Raw genomic sequence first — 16,741 nt, 5'->3', positions numbered from 1 at the left:
AAAAACGGGATGAGGAACAATGCTGACAAAAGGCGATGATTTTCCGGTGCATCAGACCAGCGAGCCGATTGCGTTCGCGGGCACCGACCGCAACTTCTACGACCGCTATTTCTTCAACGGCTATAGCCCCGACGGGTCGATCTTCTTCGCCGCGGCGATGGGTTTCTATCCGCAGCTCGGCATCGTCGACGCGAGTTTTTGCGTCATCGTCGATGGCGTGCAGCATAATCTGCGCGCCAGCCGCCGCTCGGGCGGCGAGCGGCTCGACCTGTCGGTCGGCCCGATCGCGATCAGCATCGACGCGCCGCTGGAGACGATGACGCTGCGGATCGCGCCGAACGATGGGCCGCTGACCGCCGAACTCACCTTCACCGGCCGCCATTTCCCGATCGAGGAGCCGCGCTTCATCCGCCGCAACGGCACCCGCCTGTTCATGGACTATACGCGGCTGACCCAGAACGGCCGCTGGTCGGGCTGGCTGGCGGTCGACGGCCAGCAAGTCGCGGTCGATAGCGCATGGACCGGCACCCGCGACCGGAGCTGGGGGGTCCGCCCGGTCGGCGCCAGCGAACCACAGCCGCCGCCCGAAGGCAATTTCAACCAATTCTTCTGGCTCTGGACGCCGTGCAATTTCGGCGATCGTTCGCTGTTCTTCCACAGCAACGACGACGGCGCCGGCAATCCATGGAACCGCCGCGCGGTGATCGTCGGCGATGGCGGGACAGAGCAGCATTTCGACGCCGCGACCTTCGCCGCCGACTGGCAATCGGGATCGCGGCGAATCGCGCGCATGACTGCCGACCTCGGCAGCGGCCGATCGCTGACGCTGACCCCGACCGGCCCGGTCTTCGCGATGAGCGGGCTCGGCTACACCCATCCGGTCTGGGGTCACGGCCTCGACCATGGCGCCGAGCTTGCCGTCGCGCACGACAGGCTTTCCGAAGCCGAACGCGGCTGGGGCAATCCGCTCGCCATGCATATCCAGGCGCTCGTCACCGCCGAACTCACGGGCGGCGGCGGCACGCATCGCGGCGCGGGGGTGCTCGAACAATTGTTCGTCGGTCCGCACGCGCCCACCGGCCTCTCCGGGCTGATGGACCCCGCCGCATGAGCTTTCCGACGACGCCGGAGGCGATGAGCCCGGCCTGGCTGGCGGAAAGACTGGGGCAGCGCGCCGACGCGCTCCGCGGCTTCACCGTCGCCAAGGTCGGCACCGGCCAGATGTGCGACAGCTTCCGCCTGACGCTCGACTGGGCCGATGGGGTGGCGGCCCCCGCCACCGTCGTCGCCAAATGCCCGAGCCACGACGAGGCGAGCCGCAACATCGCCAAGCTCACCGGCACTTACGTCAAGGAAGTGAGCTGGTATCGCGAGCTTGCGGCGGGGAGCAGGGTCGCGGCGCCGCACTGTTACCACGCCGAGATCGCCGACGACGACGTCGACTTCGTGCTGATCCTCTCCGACCTCGCCCCCGCGCGGCAGGGCGATCAGCTCACCGGGCTGGGGCTCGACGGCCTCGCGCCCTGCATCGATGCCGCCGCCGGGCTGCACGCACTGCTCTGGAACGATCCGCGACTCGATACGCTGCCGTGGCTCGCGCGCGACAATAGCGACGTGATCCGCGCGCTCTTCCCGCAATTCTATACCGGATTTCGCGAGCGCTACGCCGAACGCCTCGCGCCCGAAGTGCTCGACCTCGGCGCGGGGATCGTCGAACGGATCGACGCCTATCTCGCGCGCCAGAGCGCGGCGCGGACGATCGTTCACGGCGACCTCCGGATCGACAATATCCTGTTCGCGCCGGGCGGCGCGCGCTGCTGGCTCGTCGACTGGCAGACGCTGGGGCGCGGCAGCGGCGCGAGCGACCTCGCCTATCTGATCGGCACCAGCATCGCCGACCCCGCCGAGCGCGCCGCCGCCGACCGCCCCGCCTTCGACCAATGGCTCGCCGCGCTGCGCCGGCATGGCATCGACCCCGACGCGGCGGGGCTGTGGGACGATTATCGCGTCGGCGCCCTCAGCGGCTATTTCATGGCGGTCTTTGCGTCGATGAGCGTCGAGCGCACCGCGCGCGGCGACGAGATGTTCGCGGTCATGGCCGAACGCCCGGCGCGGCAGGCGCTGATGCTGGGGAGTCTGGACCTGCTGTAGGCGGATAGGGCGTGTCGGGTTTCGACCGAACTCCGTCATCCCGGCGAAGGCCGGGATCTCGCCGGTGCGTCATTACGATAGGGTGAGATCCCGGCCTTCGCCGGGATGACGAAAGTGGCTGGCAACGTCCGCTTCCCACCCCAAGACCGCCGTTCGCTGTAACGTCGGCATAGAAAAAAGGCGGCCCGTTGCCGGACCGCCCTTTCCTTCTCCGCCCGTCGGCGGAAGAAACTTAGCGCTTCGAGAACTGGAAGCTGCGGCGGGCCTTCGCCTTGCCGTACTTCTTGCGCTCGACCGCGCGGCTGTCGCGGGTCAGGAAGCCGGCCGCCTTGACCGGGCCGCGCAGCGCGGGTTCGAAGCGGGTCAGCGCCTGCGCGATGCCGTGCAGCACGGCGCCCGCCTGGCCCGACAGGCCACCGCCCTTGACGGTCGCGACGACGTCATACTGGCCGGTGCGCTCGGTCAGGCCGAACGGCTGGTTGATGACAAGGCGCAGCGTCGGACGCGCGAAATAGACTTCCTGGTCGCGGCCGTTGACGGTGATCTTGCCCGTGCCGGGCTTGACCCACACGCGGGCGACGGCGTCCTTGCGGCGGCCGGTCGCATAGGCGCGGCCCTGCTTGTCGACGATCTTTTCGCGCAGCGGCGCGGTCGGCGTTGCCGGGGCGACGGTGCCTTCGACGGCGCCGGCGAGATCCTTGAGATCGGTCATGGTCTGTTCGTCAGCCATTATGCACCCACCTTGTTCTTGCGGTTCATCGACGCGACGTCGATCACTTCGGGGCTCTGCCCTTCATGCGGATGTTCAGCTCCGGCGAAGATGCGCAGGTTGCGCATCTGCTGGCGGCCGAGCGGGCCGCGCGGAATCATGCGTTCGACAGCCTTTTCGAGCACGCGCTCGGGGAAGCGGCCTTCCAGCACCTTCTGCGGGCTGGTTTCCTTGATGCCGCCGGCATAGCCGGTGTGCTTGTAATAGCGCTTGTCCTGCAGCTTCTTGCCGGTGAACGCCACCTTCTCGGCATTGATGACGATGACATTGTCACCGCAATCGACGTGCGGGGTAAAGCTCGGCTTGTGCTTGCCGCGCAGGATGTTGGCGATGATCGAGGCGACGCGGCCCACGACGAGACCGTCGGCGTCGATCAGCACCCATTTCTTTTCGACCGTACCGGCATTCGCCGACTCGGTCGTCTTGGTCAGCGCCTTCATGGCACGCTCCTTGACAGATATGGACCGGAGCGCGAGCCGCCCCGAAACAGGTACGCCGCCTGTCCCGAAAGGACGAAGCGGCGCTTCGGAGCGGGCCAATGGCGCCGAATGCAGGAAAAGTCAACTCTGCGGCGGCTTTGCTGACGGGTATCATAATACCTTACCGCCTAATCCTCCGCGGCGAGCGCGCGGATGCGCTCCTCGACGAGCGTGCGTTTGTCGGCCCCCGCAGCGGCGATCCACGTCCGGCGGCGCTCGTTCACGACAAGCCCGGTCGTCGTGTCGATCGTCCAGGCCGTATCGATCTCGATCGGCTCCTTCCCCTCCGCGCCGGCCTTGACCGCGGCCGTTTCGGATTTCGTCACGGTGCGCAGGGTCCCGGTCTGCCCAGCGGAAAGCCCCGGAGAGCCATGCTCGATCGCCGGATTCGCCGCCGCGACAAGGGCGCGAACATCCGCCGTCGCGAGCTTTTCGCGCTCGGCCGGCGGCAGCGCCGCCAGCAGGCCCGCCATCTGTTTTGCCTCGCCCTGCGCAGCGCTCGCGCCCAGATCGTGCGCGCGGCCGAGCACCTGCTGCCACAGCGCTTCGGGATCGACGAGCGTGATGCCGCTGCCGTCGGGCGCGATCAGATAGGTCACCGGCTGATCGATCAGCGGGCCCAGCATTCCGGTCACCGCCCGCGCGACTTGGGGCGCTGCGTCGGATTCGATCGCGCGCAGCGTCGCCACCAGCCGCACGCCGCGCCCTGCCCGGCTCCACTGGAGGTCATAGACGAGCGTATAGCTCGCCATCGAACCGTCGCGCGCGCGGCGCCGCGTGGTGACGCGATAGACCATCGGCCGATCGGTCGGCGGAGCGAACTGCGCGGGCGCGGCCACAGAGGGCGCCGCCGGCGACGGCACGAAGGACTGGGGGGCGGAAGGCAGGGGTTGCGCCGCCAGCAACAGCAGCGCCGGGCCGATCATGCCGCCGGACGGCCCAGCCGGTGCAGCGATGCCGCCGTCACCGCGACGAGGATCGCGCCCGTCACCTGGTGCAGCGCCGCGATCTCCATCGACACGCCGGTCACCACGGTCAGGATGCCAAGGCTCATCTGCGCCAGGACGACAAGGAGCAGGAGCTTCGGCTCGATCCGCGCACCGCGGCGTGCGAGCATCCGCGCCAGCCACAGCAGCGCAGCGGCCGCGACCCACGACCACCAGCGATGGAGGAAATGGATCAGGAAAGGATCGTTGGTGAAGGCGAACCAGGCGCCGCGCGACCAGTCGATCCCATCGGGAACGAAACGGCCGTTCATCGACGGCCAGGTGCTCGCGACATAGCCGGCGTTGAGCCCCGCAACCCACGCGCCGAGGAGCAACTGGAAGAACAGGATCGCGAACAGCAGGATCGCCGTCCCGGTCAGCCTTGCCCGGGACGCGCCCGGGTCGCGCGCCATCAGCGCGAAGTCGCGCGCGGTCCAGACGAGCGCGACGAGCAGGAAGAGCGCGGTCAGCAGATGGGTCGCGAGCCGGAAGTGGCTGACGTCGGTGCGGCCCGCGAGACCCGAGACGACCATCCACCAGCCGATCGCGCCCTGCAGCCCGACGAGCGCCACCAGCCCGGCGAGCCGCCAGCCGTAGCCCGCCGGGATAGCACGGCGCCAGGCATAATAGGCCAGCGGCACGAGCAGCGCGAAGCCGACGAGCCGGCCAAGGATGCGGTGCAGCCATTCCCAGAAGAAGATGCCTTTGAACGCCGCGAGCGACATGCCGAGATTAATCTCCCGATATTCGGGAATCTGCTTGTATTTCTCGAACTCGGCCTGCCACGCGGCATCGCTGAGCGGCGGCAGCACTCCCGACACCGGCTTCCATTCGGTGATCGACAGGCCCGATTCGGTCAGGCGGGTGATGCCGCCGACCGCGACGATGGCGATCACGAGCAAGGCCACGATCCAGAGCCAGCGAGCGAGTATTGCGGGGCGGGGATTGGGGTGCGACATGGCCGCCCTATCGGCGCTTGCCGGGCGATAGGCAAGAGGGGCGAAGCGGCGGCTGTGACACCGTTTGAAAAGCGCGATGTGATTTTGCGTTCCCGTCACCCCGGACTTGATCCGGGGTCCCGCTTGTCACCGCCCGAAAGCGGGACCCCGGATCAAGTCCGGGGTGACGAGGAGGGTAATCGAGGCTTCCAAAGCCAGACCATGGCATAACCAAGCCGGGCACGCAGTGAAATTCATGGCCGCGACAGGCGGCGCTTGATAAGCGGCGGCGATGCGACCGCTGCTTGTCTTCGCCCCGATCCTGCTCGGCATCCTTTTGCCGCCCGCCACCGCGTCCGCCGCTGAGCCCTCGCCCTATACCGAGCTGGCGGCGCTCGAAGGCCGGGTCGCGGCGATCGGCTTTCGCCTGACCACCGCCAATGCCGCCTGGTGCCCGACGGTGCAGCCGCAGTTCGGCTGGATCTGGGGCGACCCGCGCCTCTACGGCGAAGCACAGCGCGCCGAAGCGCTTGTCGCCTATCATGCCGCCGATGTCGACGCGCCCTATATCGCGGCGGTCGCGGTGGGATCGCCCGCCGATCGCGCGGGCCTGCGTGTCGGCGCGCCGGTGCTGGCGATCGACGGCAAAGCGGTTCCGGCGAGCGAAAGCGCCGACCCCTTCGCGCGCATTGCGGCGGTCGAGACGCTGCTCGCCGCGCTGCCGCCGCGCGGCATGGTAGAGATTTCGGGCACGGCGGGCGCCAAGACCGCGGTCGCCCTCGTCCCTGGCTGCGCGAGCGATTTTCGCGTCGATGCACGCGACCGCCCCGGAGGCACCGCCGATGGCCGGCTGGTGGTTATCAGTAGCGGGCTGGTCCAGTTCGCGACCAACGACGACGAGCTCGCCGCCGCGGTCGCGCACGAGCTGGCGCACAATATCCTCCGCCACCGCGCCCGCCTCGACGCCGTGGGGGTCGATCGCGGGCTCGGCAAGCAGTTCGGTCGCAGCGCGCGGCTGTTCAAGCAGACCGAGGTCGAGGCCGATCGGCTGTCGGCCTGGCTGCTCGCGGGCGCGGGCTACGATCCGCACGCCGCGATCCGCTTCTGGACCCGTTTCGGCCAGCGGGAAGGCCGGCCGCTGTTCCAGGCAGGCACGCATCCGCGCTGGCGCGACCGGGTCGCGTCGATCGAGGCCGAAGTGCGCGCGATCGACGCCGCGCGCGCCGCGGGCCGCCCGCTCGAACCACCGCTGATCGCCGACCCGCCGCCCTTGGAATGAAGCGGCGGCAGTCCTATCTAAACGGCATCTCTCCCCTTCCCCGACAAAGGAGCCTGCCATGACCCGTGACACTGCAATATTGGCCGGCGGCTGCTTCTGGTGCACCGAAGCCGTGTTCCAGTCGCTCGACGGCGTCGATGGCGTCGAAAGCGGCTATATCGGCGGCACCCTCGCCAACCCGACCTACAAGCAGGTGTGCGGCGGCGACACCGGCCATGCCGAGGCGATCCGCATCAGCTACGACCCGGCGGTGATCTCCTATGGCGACCTGCTCGACGTCTTCTTCGCGACGCACGACCCGACGCAGCTCAATCGCCAGGGCAACGACATCGGCACCCAGTATCGCAGCGCGATCTTCCCGCTGGACGAAGCACAGGAAGCCGCGGCGCGCGATGGCATCGCGCGGGCGGGCGCGGATCGGCCCGCCCCGATCGTCACGACGATCGAACCCGCATCGGCCTGGTATCCCGCCGAGGATTATCATCAGGCCTATTGGGAGGGCGAAGGCCAGCGCAATCCCTATTGCATGGCGTCCATTCCCCCCAAGCTCGCAAAATTGCGCAAGGGCTTTGCCGATCGCGTGCGCACGGACGGATAGCCAGGCGGCGCGCGACAACGCCTCGACTGTTGCATTATGGCCGCATGACGTCACTTTTCCTTGACTTTGCGGCACTTTAGACTAGCGGACACCCCCGCGCCGGGGCAGGATGCCTGCGCGCGCTTGGGGGTCGCTTCACGGTGCTGGTTTCGCTTCTTCTGATCGGATCGTCGCTCACGACACCGCAGATGGCGGTTCAGGCCGCCAGCCAGACGATCGTCGAAAACAGCGCTGAAGGCGTCACCAACGGCGTCAACCGCATTCTCGGCGGCATCATCAGCTATGCGCGCTGGCCCGCGTCGTCGCCGGGCACGCCGCACGGCCTGTGCCTTGTCGGTGCGCCGCGCCTCACAGGCCGCATCGCGCCCATCGTTCCGGGCGGGCAGGCGGTCGCGGTGCGCCGCACCACGGCAGCAGGGGCGACCAGCGGCGGCTGCGACATCATCTTTCTCGGTCATATGCCTATTGCCGACCGTCAGCGGCTGATCGGCTGGGTACGCGGCCGCCCGGTGCTGACGATCACCGACGACGATCCGGACTGCAGCTTCGGCGCCATGTTCTGCCTGAACGGCGGCCGATCGAAGATCAGCTTTTCGGTCAATCTCGACGCCATCGGCCGCGGTCCGCTGCGCATCGATCCGCGCGTGCTGAAAATCGGCAGCGACGATGGAGAGGCGCGATGACCGCCCGCCCGCCCGAACGCGAAGGACCGCGCCGGACGCTGCAAAAGCTGCTGTCGCGCTTTCATTTCGGCATTACGCTCTTCGCCGTCGCGCTGTCGGGGATCACGATCCTGCTGGCCGGAATCACCACGCTGCGCAGCTATGCCGACCATAATATCGAGCTTGCGGCGCGCCTCGGCGCCTATGGCGCCGAACCCGCGCTGGTGTTCAACGATCCGCAGGCCGCGCGCGAGGGGCTCGAGCCGCTGATGCATCTTCCCGGCATCGCGCGGCTCCGGCTTCTCGACGATCGCGGGCGCCCGCTCTACCAATGGACGTCGCCGCTGGGCGACCCGGCCCCTTTCCTGACCCGCGTCTTTTTTCCGCGTCCCTTCGCGGCCATGGTCCAGCGCAACGGATCGGTGATCGGACGGATCGAGGTGTGGGGCGACAGTTCGACGCTGATCGACTATGTCCGCATCGGCGCGCTCGCCGGTCTCGGCTGCCTGCTGGTCACCGCCTTCGGCACGATCATCCTCGCGCGCCGTTTCGAATATGAGCTGGTGAAACCGCTGGGCGAGATCGCCACCGTCGCGCACGACGTCCGCCTCCACCGTCGCTTCGACAAACGCGTCCAGTCGCTGGGGATCGTCGAGCTCGACCGGCTGGGCGGCGACATCAACGCGCTGCTCGACGAATTGCAGGGCTGGCAGGGAACGATGGAAAGCGAAAACGCGCTTCTCGCGCACCGTGCCTCGCACGATATGCTGACCGCGATGCCCAATCGTGCCGCGTTCGACGAACAGTTGCGGCAGCGGATCCAGACCGCCCAGGCAAAGGAGCAGCGCTTCGCTCTGCTGTTCATCGACGCCGACAATTTCAAGGCGGCGAACGACAATCACGGCCATGCGGCGGGCGACGCCGTGCTGGTCGCGCTGTCGGAGCGGATCAAGAACACGCTGCGCAAGGGGGATTTCGCGGCGCGGATCGGCGGCGACGAGTTCATCGTCATCGTCGACCCGCTCGACGGCGCGATCGATCCCGGCGAACTCGCCGACCGCATCCGCGCCGGCGCCTCGCAGCCGGTCGCGCTGCCCGGCGGCCAGCACTACCGGCTGGGCATCAGCGTCGGCGCGGCCGTCTATCCCGACGACGGTGCCGATGCGCGAACCCTGCTGACCGCCGCCGACGCCGCCATGTACGCCGACAAACTCGTCAAGCGCCCCACCTGAAGCGGAGAGATATCGTGACTCACCCCCTGCCCCTTTCGCTCCGGCAGCTTTTCCTGATCCCGCTCCTGGCGCTGCTCGCGGCCTGCCAGAGCGTGCCGCCGCCGGCCAAGGGGTTCAGCCCCGAACAGGTCGCCGCGCTCCAGGCCGAGGGCTTCGTCGAAACGGGTGACGACTGGACGCTCACCATCAACGAACGGCTGCTGTTCCCGTCGAACGAAAGCGGCCTGAAGTCCGAGCAGATCGGGCGGCTGGGCGAACTCGCGCGCCATCTCGTCGCGGTCGGCATCCCGACGGCGCGCATCGAAGGCCATACCGATTCGACCGGCGCCGCCGCCTACAACCAGGCCTTGTCGGAAGCGCGCGCGCAAAGCGTCGCGATGCCGCTGCAGGCGAACGGTATGCGCTTTACCGCCGATCAGATCATCGGCCGCGGCGAGACGATCCCGCTTTCGTCCAACGCCACGCCCGAGGGGCGGCAGGACAATCGCCGCGTCGTGCTGATCGTCTCGCCCGCCGAATGACGGGCGGGGCTTCTTTTCCTGTTCATAAAAGCCCGCTAAGCCCGCGCGCATGAAACCGATCCGCAAAGCCGTCTTTCCCGTCGCAGGCCTCGGCACCCGCTTCCTGCCCGCGACCAAGGCGATTCCGAAGGAGATGCTGCCGGTGGTCGACCGGCCGCTCATCCAATATGCGGTCGACGAAGCGCGCGAGGCGGGGATCGAGCAGATGATCTTCGTCACCGGGCGCGGCAAGAGCGCGATCGAGGATCATTTCGACATCGCCTTCGAACTCGAAAAGACGATGTCGGAGCGCGGCAAGGACCTGTCGGTGCTCGAACCGACGCGGCTCGGCCCCGGCAATTGCGCCTATGTCCGCCAGCAGGAACCGATGGGGCTTGGCCATGCCATCTGGTGCGCGCGCGACATCGTCGGCGACGAGCCTTTCGCTATCTTCCTTCCCGACGAATTCATGCACGGCTCGCCCGGCTGCATGAAACAGATGGTCGATGCCTATGCCCAAGTGGGCGGCAATTTGATCTCGGTGCTCGAAGTGCCGCGCGAGCAGGTGTCCAGCTACGGCGTGATCGCGCCGGGCCAGACCGACGGCGCACTGACCGAAGTCACCGGGCTGGTCGAGAAGCCGCCGGTCGACAAGGCGCCGTCGAACCTGATCATCTCAGGCCGCTACATCCTCCAGCCCGAGGTGATGCGCGTGCTCGAACATCAGGGAAAAGGCGCAGGCGGTGAGATTCAACTCACCGACGCGATGGCGACGATGATCGGCCGCCAGCCTTTCCACGCGGTGACCTTCGACGGCGCGCGCTACGACTGCGGATCGAAGGCCGGCTATATCCAGGCCAATCTGGCGGTCGCGCTCAAGCGGCCCGACATGGCGGACGAGGTTCGCGCCTTCGCGATCGACCTTCTGAAATAGGAACCGGCGGAGACCGTCTCCCCGCCGGTCCGGTTCCCTATTCGCCCTCGATATTGGGCTTGGGAAAGCTGTCGGCGCCCAGCGTCTTGTAGAGCCAGCCGCCGACGGCGCCGCCGATCAGCGGCGCGACCCAGAAGAGCCAGAGTTGCTGGAGCGCGAGCCCGCCGACGACGAGCGCCGGGCCGGTGCTGCGCGCCGGGTTGACCGAGGTGTTCGTGACCGGGATCGAGATGAGGTGGATCAGCGTCAGCGCCAGGCCGATCGCGATCGGCGCGAAACCCGCGGGTGCGCGCCCGTCGGTCGATCCCATGATGATCCACACGAAAAAGCCGGTCAGCACCATTTCGATGATCAGCGCCGACCAGACGTCGTAATGGCCGGGCGACCCGTCGCCGAAGCCGTTCGCCGCCAGCCCCTTCGCGATATCGTAGGTCGGGCTGCCCTGCGCGATATAATAGAGCAGGAAGGCCGCGACGATCGCGCCGAGCACCTGCGCGACGACATAGAGCGGAATGTCGCGCGCCGCGAAGCGCCCGCCCGCCCACAGGCCGACCGTCACCGCCGGATTGAGGTGACAGCCCGAGATATGGCCGATCGCATAGGCCATGGTGAGAACCGTGAGCCCGAAGGCCAGCGCGACGCCGAGAAAACCGATGCCGAGGTCGGGAAAACCGGCCGCGAAGACCGCGCTGCCGCAACCGCCGAAGACAAGCCAGAACGTGCCGATGAACTCGGCCAGACCCTTTTGCATGTTCGTCATAGGACCCTCCTGCCGCCCGGCGGTCATGACGCCCCCGGCGCGCGCGCACCCTAACACAGCCGAAAGGACCGGCAAGTCTTTGTAAACCATATGTCCCGCGACGGGATTCGCCCCTCAGGCGGCGGCGACCGCCTCGACGAACTGACTCGCCCGCTGGTGCAGCGACAGCGCGGCGCGCGTCAGCCCCGACGACAGCTCGCCGAGCGACACCGCGCCCTGCCCGACCGCCGTCGCGCCGCGGCTGATATGATGCACGCGCCCGTCGATCTCCTGCCCGGCGGCGACCGCCTGTTCGACATAGCTGGCGATCAGCAGCGTCGTTTCGCTCTGCCCGTCGACCGCCGCATCGACGGCGTCGGAAAAGCCGTTGTTCGCGTCGATCGCGCGCTCGACCTCGCTGAAACCATCGGCGACCTGCGCGACGATGGCGCGAATACGCTCGATATAGGGGGTGATGTCGCCCGCGGCGCTGCGCGTCTGGTTTGCGAGGCTCTTCACCTCGCCCGCGACCACGGCGAAGCCGCGCCCGGCATCGCCGGCGCGCGCCGCCTCGATCCCCGCGTTGAGAGCCAGCATGTTGGTGCGGCTCGCCATGTCGATGATCAGGCGCAGCATCTCCTCGATCGCATGGCTCGCCGCCTGCAGCGCGGCGGCGCGTTCGGCGGCCTGCCGGACCTTGTCATGCGCGTCGCGGCGGATCGCCCGGGCGCGGGCGCCGTCGTCGACGATCCGCGTCATGCTGGCCGCAAGCGCGCGCCCACGATCGCCCAGTTCATGCAGCCCGGTCAGCGTCTGCGCCGTCGCACCGGCGACCGATACGGCGTCGCGACCGGTCTGCTCGGCGCGTTCGGCAAGCGTCTGCGAGACATGCTCGACTTCGCGCGCCATTTCCGAAAGCGCGCTCGTCAGCGCGGCGATATCCTGCTGGAAGCAGCGCCCGGCCTCTTCAGCGGCGGCCGCGCGCGCGCCGCGTTCCTGCGCCAGCTCGACCTCGCGCAGCATCGCCAACCGGGCCAGTTGCGCGCCGTCGAGGGTTTCGACGAAGCGGCCGTCGTCGACCAGGACCAGCGCCTCCTGGTCTTTCGACCGCGCCGCGATGCGAAGCAGGCTTGCAGTCGTTTCGCCGATGTCCGCGGTCGGGCAAGGCTCGATCATCGATTCGATCGATCCCCCGATCGACGGATTCTGCATCAGCGAGAACCAATAGGGACAGAAGAGCAGTTCGCGTACTCGCTGTTCGCGGATGATTCCCACCGGCGCAGCCGCCCGGTCGACGATGGTCAGGACGCGGAGCTCAGGCCGGGTCCGGAAAATGTCGATCACTTCGGAGAGCGGCGCATCGGCGCCGATCGCCACCGAATGGCCGGAAGCGGGAGACAAAGCGGAATCGACAGGGATCATCATGCTCTCTTGGCGGATCGACGAGTGACGAACGCCGACCTAGCCAAACAGGGTAAAGAGAAATTTAACCATTTGTTTCAGTGATATGACACATGCCCCTTTCCCCGCCTCCTTCCGTCGCAATATCCTGTTCAGCCAAGCGCGCCTATGCGACAAGGCGGCACCGGTGAGGAGAAAGAAGATGCGGGTCCTGATCATCGCGGCGCTGGCCGCCCCTGCGCTCGCCGGCTGCGTGAGCACCGTCAAATCGGTCGTCACCGCGCCGGTTAAGGCCGTCGGACAGGTCGCCGACTGGTCGACGACGAGCCAGGACGAAGCCGACCGCAACCGCGGCCGTGCGATGCGCGCGCGCGAGGAAAAGCTCGGCAAGCTGACGCGCCAGCGCGACAAGGCGGCGGAGAAGTGCCGCAGCGGCCAGCAGGATCAATGCCAGCGCGCCGAGGTGCTCGATCACGAGATCGAAGCGGTGATGGCCGAACAGATATAGGGTTCGGCAAGCCCTGGTTCGTCACCGCACCCGCCGCCCCGTCCACACCACGCGGCCGACCAGCCGCACCGCCGTCATCGGCAGGTCGTCCCAGCTTCGATATTGCGGATTGTCGCTGATCACCGAAATCCGTCCCGGCCCCGGCGCGCGAGACACGCGCTTCACCATCAGCACATCGTCCATGCGCAGCACGTAGATGCCGTCGCGCAGCCGCGCCGCGGCGTCGCCGCCGTCGACCAATATATCGTCGCCGTCGTTCAGCGTCGGCGCCATCGAATCGCCCTCGACGCGGATGATGCTGAGCGCGCGCGGGTCGGCCCCCAGGTCGCGCAGCCATTTGGGATCGAAGGCGACCTGACCCTCGACCGGCTCGCCGTCGATGCTGGCGCCTGCCCCCGCCGAGGCGCCGATCGCGAGCTTGGGCACCAGCACCATGCCGCCCCCGCGCGGCCGCGCCGGCGCCGCTGCGGCGACGCGCCGATCGGGCCCGCCGAGCAGGGCTTCGGACACGCCGAGATAGGCGGCGATGCGCGCGCGATCCTCCTCGGCCAGCCGCCGCGGCGTGCCGCGCTTGATATATTGCTGGATATAGGCGGGATTGCGCCCGATGCGCGCCGATAGCTGAGCATAGTCGATGCCCTTTTCGGTCAGGAGCCGGTCGAGCGCAGTGCGCGGATCAAGGTCGAATATGGTCAAGCGAATGATCCTTCCTATTTCGTCCATAGCGATAGGAATTTTCCTAGACAAGTAGGAAAACACCTATCAGATAGGAAATATCCTATTGGACGAGTCGTCCGATATCGGGGGCAAAGGAGGATGGAATGGAGCACAGCCTGCTGCAACGGATCGAGCGCTTTCTGCGCGAATCGCATATGCCGCCGAGCGTCTTCGGCCGCGCTGCGGCGCATGATCCGCGGCTGGTGAGCGATCTGCGCGGGGGGCGCGAACCGGGCCGTCGGCTGAGTTGCCGTGTGGAACATTTCATGAACAAATGGCGCGCCGATCGTCACGCGGGGCGGGTCGCGCCGTGCGGCGACCGCCGCCGCGCCGGAGAGCGCGGATGATGCGCTGGTCACCCGCTGCCCCGGCCCGCCCGGCCTGTCCGCACCGCCGCCTGACCCGGCTGCTCGCCGCCGAACTGGGCGGCGACATCACGATCGGCGCATCGACGCTGCGCCCCTGGGCCAGCGCCAATTTCGTCGGCGCGCGCCATCTTTTTCCCTGCACGGGAGACCAATCGGCGAAAGCACTTCAAGACAGGCTGGTGACGACTGAATGGCGACTGCCCGGTCATATCGTCGCCGACGTGGCGATCGAACCGGGCGACGGCACGGCCTTCACGATCGAAATTTTGACCGTCGAGGACTGATCTTTTTCGAAAAGCATCCGCCAGAAAGTCGTGTGTCCCCGCGAAGATGGGGACCCATCTTCTGTCCGTTCAAAATGGCGCCGCCTGGAGATGGGCTCCCGCTTTCGCGGGAGCGCGCGGCTTATTCACTTGAAGCTAGCTGGGCTCTAACCGGCGGTCGACCGATTCATCCGTTGCAGCGTGCTGAGCGCCGCCTCCAGCGCGAAGTCGATTTCGCCTTCGCTGTCGGCATCGGTCGCCGCCGCGGGCACCGGAATGGCCGGAGCGGCGGCCGATTCGGGGCGGCGGCGCGCAAGCCCCGCCTCGAAGCGCGCGACCATCGCGCCGAGCGAATTGTCCGCGGGATCGGGCAGAGCGGGACCGGCGCGGTCGACCGGCTGCAGCCAGGGTTCGGCGCCGGGCTCGTCCATTTCGACGGGTGCGAGGTCGGCGAGAATCAACTCATCCTCCTCGCTTTCCTTGATCATGCCCGGGACGGCGGCTTCGCCCGTCGCGTCAATCGGCCCCAGTCCCTGCGCGGGAAGGTCGCGGCCGGCGCGGATCGGCGGGCGCGGCGGGTCGTCGGGGTGCAGGTCGGCGCGGCGGCGGCGAACCGGCGCCTCCGCGTCGGCATCGTCATCGACACGCTCGTTCCGCCGCATCCGGCGCCCGAGCGCGGCGAGCCCCGATTGCTCGGGCTCGGCGATGAGCAGCGCGATGAAGGCCGCGATCAGGGCGGCGACGGCGGCCATACCGAACGCCAGCACGAGCCGCGCGGCATTGCCGACCGGCGGCACGAAGAAATCGGACAGCCGATCAAGGTAGAGATTCCAGCTGATTCCGGCGACCCACGCCATCGGCATCACCGCCGCGAACAAAAAGGTCAGCGCGGCGGCGCCGATCACCGCAGGCACGGCCGGGCCCAGCGCGCGCAGCACCGCAAGGATCCGGCTGGTTTTCGGCGCTTCGCTTTCGTCGTCCATATAATTTCCGAATCTCGTCACGCGGCGGCCCGGAGCAGGCGTTGGTAAACCGGCTCGTAACGCAAAATGTTTGACGACCAGTTACGATGCGTCTCGACGAAGGCACGCGCCGTCCGCCGCCGTTCGTCCCACAGGTCGCGCCGTTCGAGCAAGCCCGACAGCGCAACGGCTATCGCGACCGGATCGTTGGGCGCGAACAGCGTCCCGGTCGTCCCGTCCTCGATCAGTTCGCGGTGCCCGCCGACGTCCGACGCGGCGACCAGCTTGCCCTGCGCCATCGCCTCGAGCGGTTTCAGCGGGGTGACGAGGTCGGTGAGCCGCATCTTCTTGCGCGGATAGGCGAGGATGTCGATCAGCGAATAATAGAGCTCGACCGCTTCGTGCGGCACGCGGCCGACGAAATGGATCCTGTCGGCCACCGGCGACGCGGCCGCCTGCGCCTTCAGCGCGACTTCCATCGGGCCGCCGCCGACGAGCAGCAGCCGCGCGCCCGGCTGCGCGGCGACCAGCGCCGGCATCGCCGCGATCAGGTCGTCGATCCCCTCATAGTCGTAGAAGCTGCCGATAAAGCCGATCACCGCGTCGCCTGGCCCAATGCCAAGCTCCGCCGCCAGCGCCTCCTCACGCGGCAGCGGGCTGCCGAACAGATCGAGGTCGACACCGTTGGGCGACACGATGATCTTTTCCGGGTCGACGCCGCGCGCGATCAGGTCGCCGCGCAGCCCCTCACAGATCACCGCGACCGCGTCGGCCGATTTGACCGCATGGCTTTCGAGCCACCGCGTCAGCCGATAGCGCGCGCTTCCCTCGCGCCCCGTGCCGTTGCCGACCGCCGCGTCCTCCCAAAAGGCGCGGATTTCATAAAGGACCGGGATGCCGAGCCGCTTGCCCGCGCGCAGCGCCGCGAGCCCGTCGAGCACCGGCGAATGCGCGTGGAGCAGGTCGGGCTTCCAGTCCCGCGCCAGCGCTTCGGCGCGCGCCGCCAGCGCCGCGATCTCGCGCCATTCGCGGATCGGCGAGCGCACCGGCGCGATCGGCGGCGTGCGGTGAAAGGTCAGCCCGTCGATGGTCTCGACGTCCGGCCCGGGGTTCGGATGCCGCACCCCGGTCACTCCCGCGACCTCCCAGCCCTTCGCGATCTGCGCCTTCATCAACGCGCGCGTGCGAAAGGTGTAGCCGCTGTGCGCGGGCAGGCTATGGTCGAGGACGTGAAGAATGCGGGGCAAGCGGGTCA

The 16,741-nt window shown here is 68.0% G+C and carries 20 protein-coding genes; 11 read left to right on the top strand and 9 right to left on the bottom strand.

Annotation, left to right across the window (positions count from 1 at the left end; genetic code table 11):
* Positions 1-19 precede the first annotated feature (19 nt).
* On the top strand, positions 20-1,111 hold the full coding sequence (locus VHO04_RS02110) for a hypothetical protein (protein ID WP_329626824.1): 1,092 nt from the start codon (positions 20-22) through the stop codon (positions 1,109-1,111).
* Positions 1,108-2,151, top strand: coding sequence for a phosphotransferase family protein (locus tag VHO04_RS02105; protein ID WP_329626823.1), 1,044 nt, complete (start codon positions 1,108-1,110; stop codon positions 2,149-2,151). The genes VHO04_RS02110 and VHO04_RS02105 overlap by 4 nt, the downstream gene beginning before the upstream one ends.
* A 232-nt stretch (positions 2,152-2,383) precedes the next feature.
* On the opposite strand, the gene rpsI is transcribed toward VHO04_RS02105, so the two are convergent.
* The 4 genes from rpsI to VHO04_RS02085 form a co-directional block, all read right to left on the bottom strand.
* Positions 2,384-2,881: a 30S ribosomal protein S9 gene (gene rpsI / locus VHO04_RS02100; RefSeq protein WP_329626822.1), complete on the bottom strand. Its 498-nt coding sequence runs from the start codon at positions 2,879-2,881 to the stop codon at positions 2,384-2,386.
* Complete coding sequence (gene rplM / locus VHO04_RS02095) at positions 2,881-3,360, bottom strand: 50S ribosomal protein L13 (RefSeq protein ID WP_329626821.1); 480 nt, start codon at positions 3,358-3,360, stop codon at positions 2,881-2,883. Before rplM ends, rpsI begins: the two co-directional genes overlap by 1 nt.
* A 167-nt stretch (positions 3,361-3,527) precedes the next feature.
* Entirely contained in the window at positions 3,528-4,325 is a 798-nt protein-coding gene (locus tag VHO04_RS02090) for a hypothetical protein (protein WP_329626820.1), read from the bottom strand.
* A complete protein-coding gene (locus VHO04_RS02085) occupies positions 4,322-5,344 on the bottom strand; it encodes a COX15/CtaA family protein (protein WP_329626819.1) in 1,023 nt (340 codons plus the stop codon). Before VHO04_RS02085 ends, VHO04_RS02090 begins: the two co-directional genes overlap by 4 nt.
* A gap of 271 nt (positions 5,345-5,615) precedes the next feature.
* Between VHO04_RS02085 and VHO04_RS02080 the strand changes: the two genes are divergently transcribed.
* From VHO04_RS02080 to galU, 6 genes are all read left to right on the top strand, one after another.
* Positions 5,616-6,602, top strand: coding sequence for a M48 family metallopeptidase (locus VHO04_RS02080; protein ID WP_329626818.1), 987 nt, complete (start codon positions 5,616-5,618; stop codon positions 6,600-6,602).
* Between the two features lie 58 nt (positions 6,603-6,660).
* Positions 6,661-7,200, top strand: a complete 540-nt coding sequence (gene msrA / locus VHO04_RS02075; RefSeq protein ID WP_329626817.1) for a peptide-methionine (S)-S-oxide reductase MsrA — start codon at positions 6,661-6,663, stop codon at positions 7,198-7,200.
* 140 nt (positions 7,201-7,340) lie between these two features.
* A complete protein-coding gene (locus VHO04_RS02070) occupies positions 7,341-7,883 on the top strand; it encodes a YfiR family protein (RefSeq protein ID WP_329626816.1) in 543 nt (180 codons plus the stop codon).
* Positions 7,880-9,094 (top strand): diguanylate cyclase domain-containing protein, encoded by a 1,215-nt coding sequence (locus tag VHO04_RS02065; protein WP_329626815.1) that lies wholly within the window; start codon positions 7,880-7,882, stop codon positions 9,092-9,094. Before VHO04_RS02070 ends, VHO04_RS02065 begins: the two co-directional genes overlap by 4 nt.
* A 14-nt stretch (positions 9,095-9,108) precedes the next feature.
* Positions 9,109-9,615, top strand: coding sequence for an OmpA family protein (locus VHO04_RS02060; protein WP_329626814.1), 507 nt, complete (start codon positions 9,109-9,111; stop codon positions 9,613-9,615).
* Positions 9,616-9,664: 49 nt separating this feature from the next.
* A complete protein-coding gene (galU, locus tag VHO04_RS02055; RefSeq protein ID WP_329626813.1) occupies positions 9,665-10,528 on the top strand; it encodes a UTP--glucose-1-phosphate uridylyltransferase GalU in 864 nt (287 codons plus the stop codon).
* A 37-nt stretch (positions 10,529-10,565) separates the two neighbouring features.
* Here the strand turns inward: galU and aqpZ are convergent, their stop codons facing one another.
* Both aqpZ and VHO04_RS02045 read right to left on the bottom strand, forming a co-directional pair.
* Positions 10,566-11,288 (bottom strand): aquaporin Z, encoded by a 723-nt coding sequence (gene aqpZ, locus VHO04_RS02050; protein ID WP_329626812.1) that lies wholly within the window; start codon positions 11,286-11,288, stop codon positions 10,566-10,568.
* Positions 11,289-11,402: 114 nt separating this feature from the next.
* Complete coding sequence (locus VHO04_RS02045; protein WP_329626811.1) at positions 11,403-12,692, bottom strand: methyl-accepting chemotaxis protein; 1,290 nt, start codon at positions 12,690-12,692, stop codon at positions 11,403-11,405.
* Positions 12,693-12,870: 178 nt separating this feature from the next.
* On the opposite strand from VHO04_RS02045, the gene VHO04_RS02040 reads away from it, so the two are divergent.
* Entirely contained in the window at positions 12,871-13,176 is a 306-nt protein-coding gene (locus VHO04_RS02040) for a hypothetical protein (RefSeq protein ID WP_329626810.1), read from the top strand.
* 21 nt (positions 13,177-13,197) lie between these two features.
* On the opposite strand, the gene VHO04_RS02035 is transcribed toward VHO04_RS02040, so the two are convergent.
* Positions 13,198-13,899 carry a LexA family transcriptional regulator gene (locus VHO04_RS02035; RefSeq protein ID WP_329626809.1) on the bottom strand — a complete coding sequence of 234 codons (702 nt, stop codon included), beginning with the start codon at positions 13,897-13,899 and terminating at the stop codon, positions 13,198-13,200.
* Between the two features lie 98 nt (positions 13,900-13,997).
* Here VHO04_RS02035 and VHO04_RS02030 point away from each other — a divergent pair, with 98 nt between their 5' ends.
* Together VHO04_RS02030 and VHO04_RS02025 are read left to right on the top strand one after the other, a co-directional pair.
* A complete protein-coding gene (locus VHO04_RS02030) occupies positions 13,998-14,240 on the top strand; it encodes a hypothetical protein (protein ID WP_329626808.1) in 243 nt (80 codons plus the stop codon).
* Positions 14,237-14,545: a hypothetical protein gene (locus VHO04_RS02025; RefSeq protein ID WP_329626807.1), complete on the top strand. Its 309-nt coding sequence runs from the start codon at positions 14,237-14,239 to the stop codon at positions 14,543-14,545. Before VHO04_RS02030 ends, VHO04_RS02025 begins: the two co-directional genes overlap by 4 nt.
* 146 nt (positions 14,546-14,691) lie before the next feature.
* Here VHO04_RS02025 and VHO04_RS02020 read toward each other — a convergent pair whose 3' ends face one another.
* Both VHO04_RS02020 and VHO04_RS02015 read right to left on the bottom strand, forming a co-directional pair.
* Positions 14,692-15,507: a hypothetical protein gene (locus VHO04_RS02020; protein WP_329626806.1), complete on the bottom strand. Its 816-nt coding sequence runs from the start codon at positions 15,505-15,507 to the stop codon at positions 14,692-14,694.
* Positions 15,508-15,524: 17 nt separating this feature from the next.
* On the bottom strand, positions 15,525-16,733 hold the full coding sequence (locus VHO04_RS02015) for a TIGR04063 family PEP-CTERM/XrtA system glycosyltransferase (RefSeq protein ID WP_329627010.1): 1,209 nt from the start codon (positions 16,731-16,733) through the stop codon (positions 15,525-15,527).
* Positions 16,734-16,741 lie beyond the last annotated feature (8 nt).

Origin of the sequence: Sphingopyxis sp. (assembly GCF_036261875.1) — a bacterium.
Taxonomy (GTDB): Bacteria; Pseudomonadota; Alphaproteobacteria; order Sphingomonadales; family Sphingomonadaceae; genus Sphingopyxis.
Note: the sequence above shows the minus strand (reverse complement) of the source record. Positions and strands in the feature narration are given on the sequence as shown.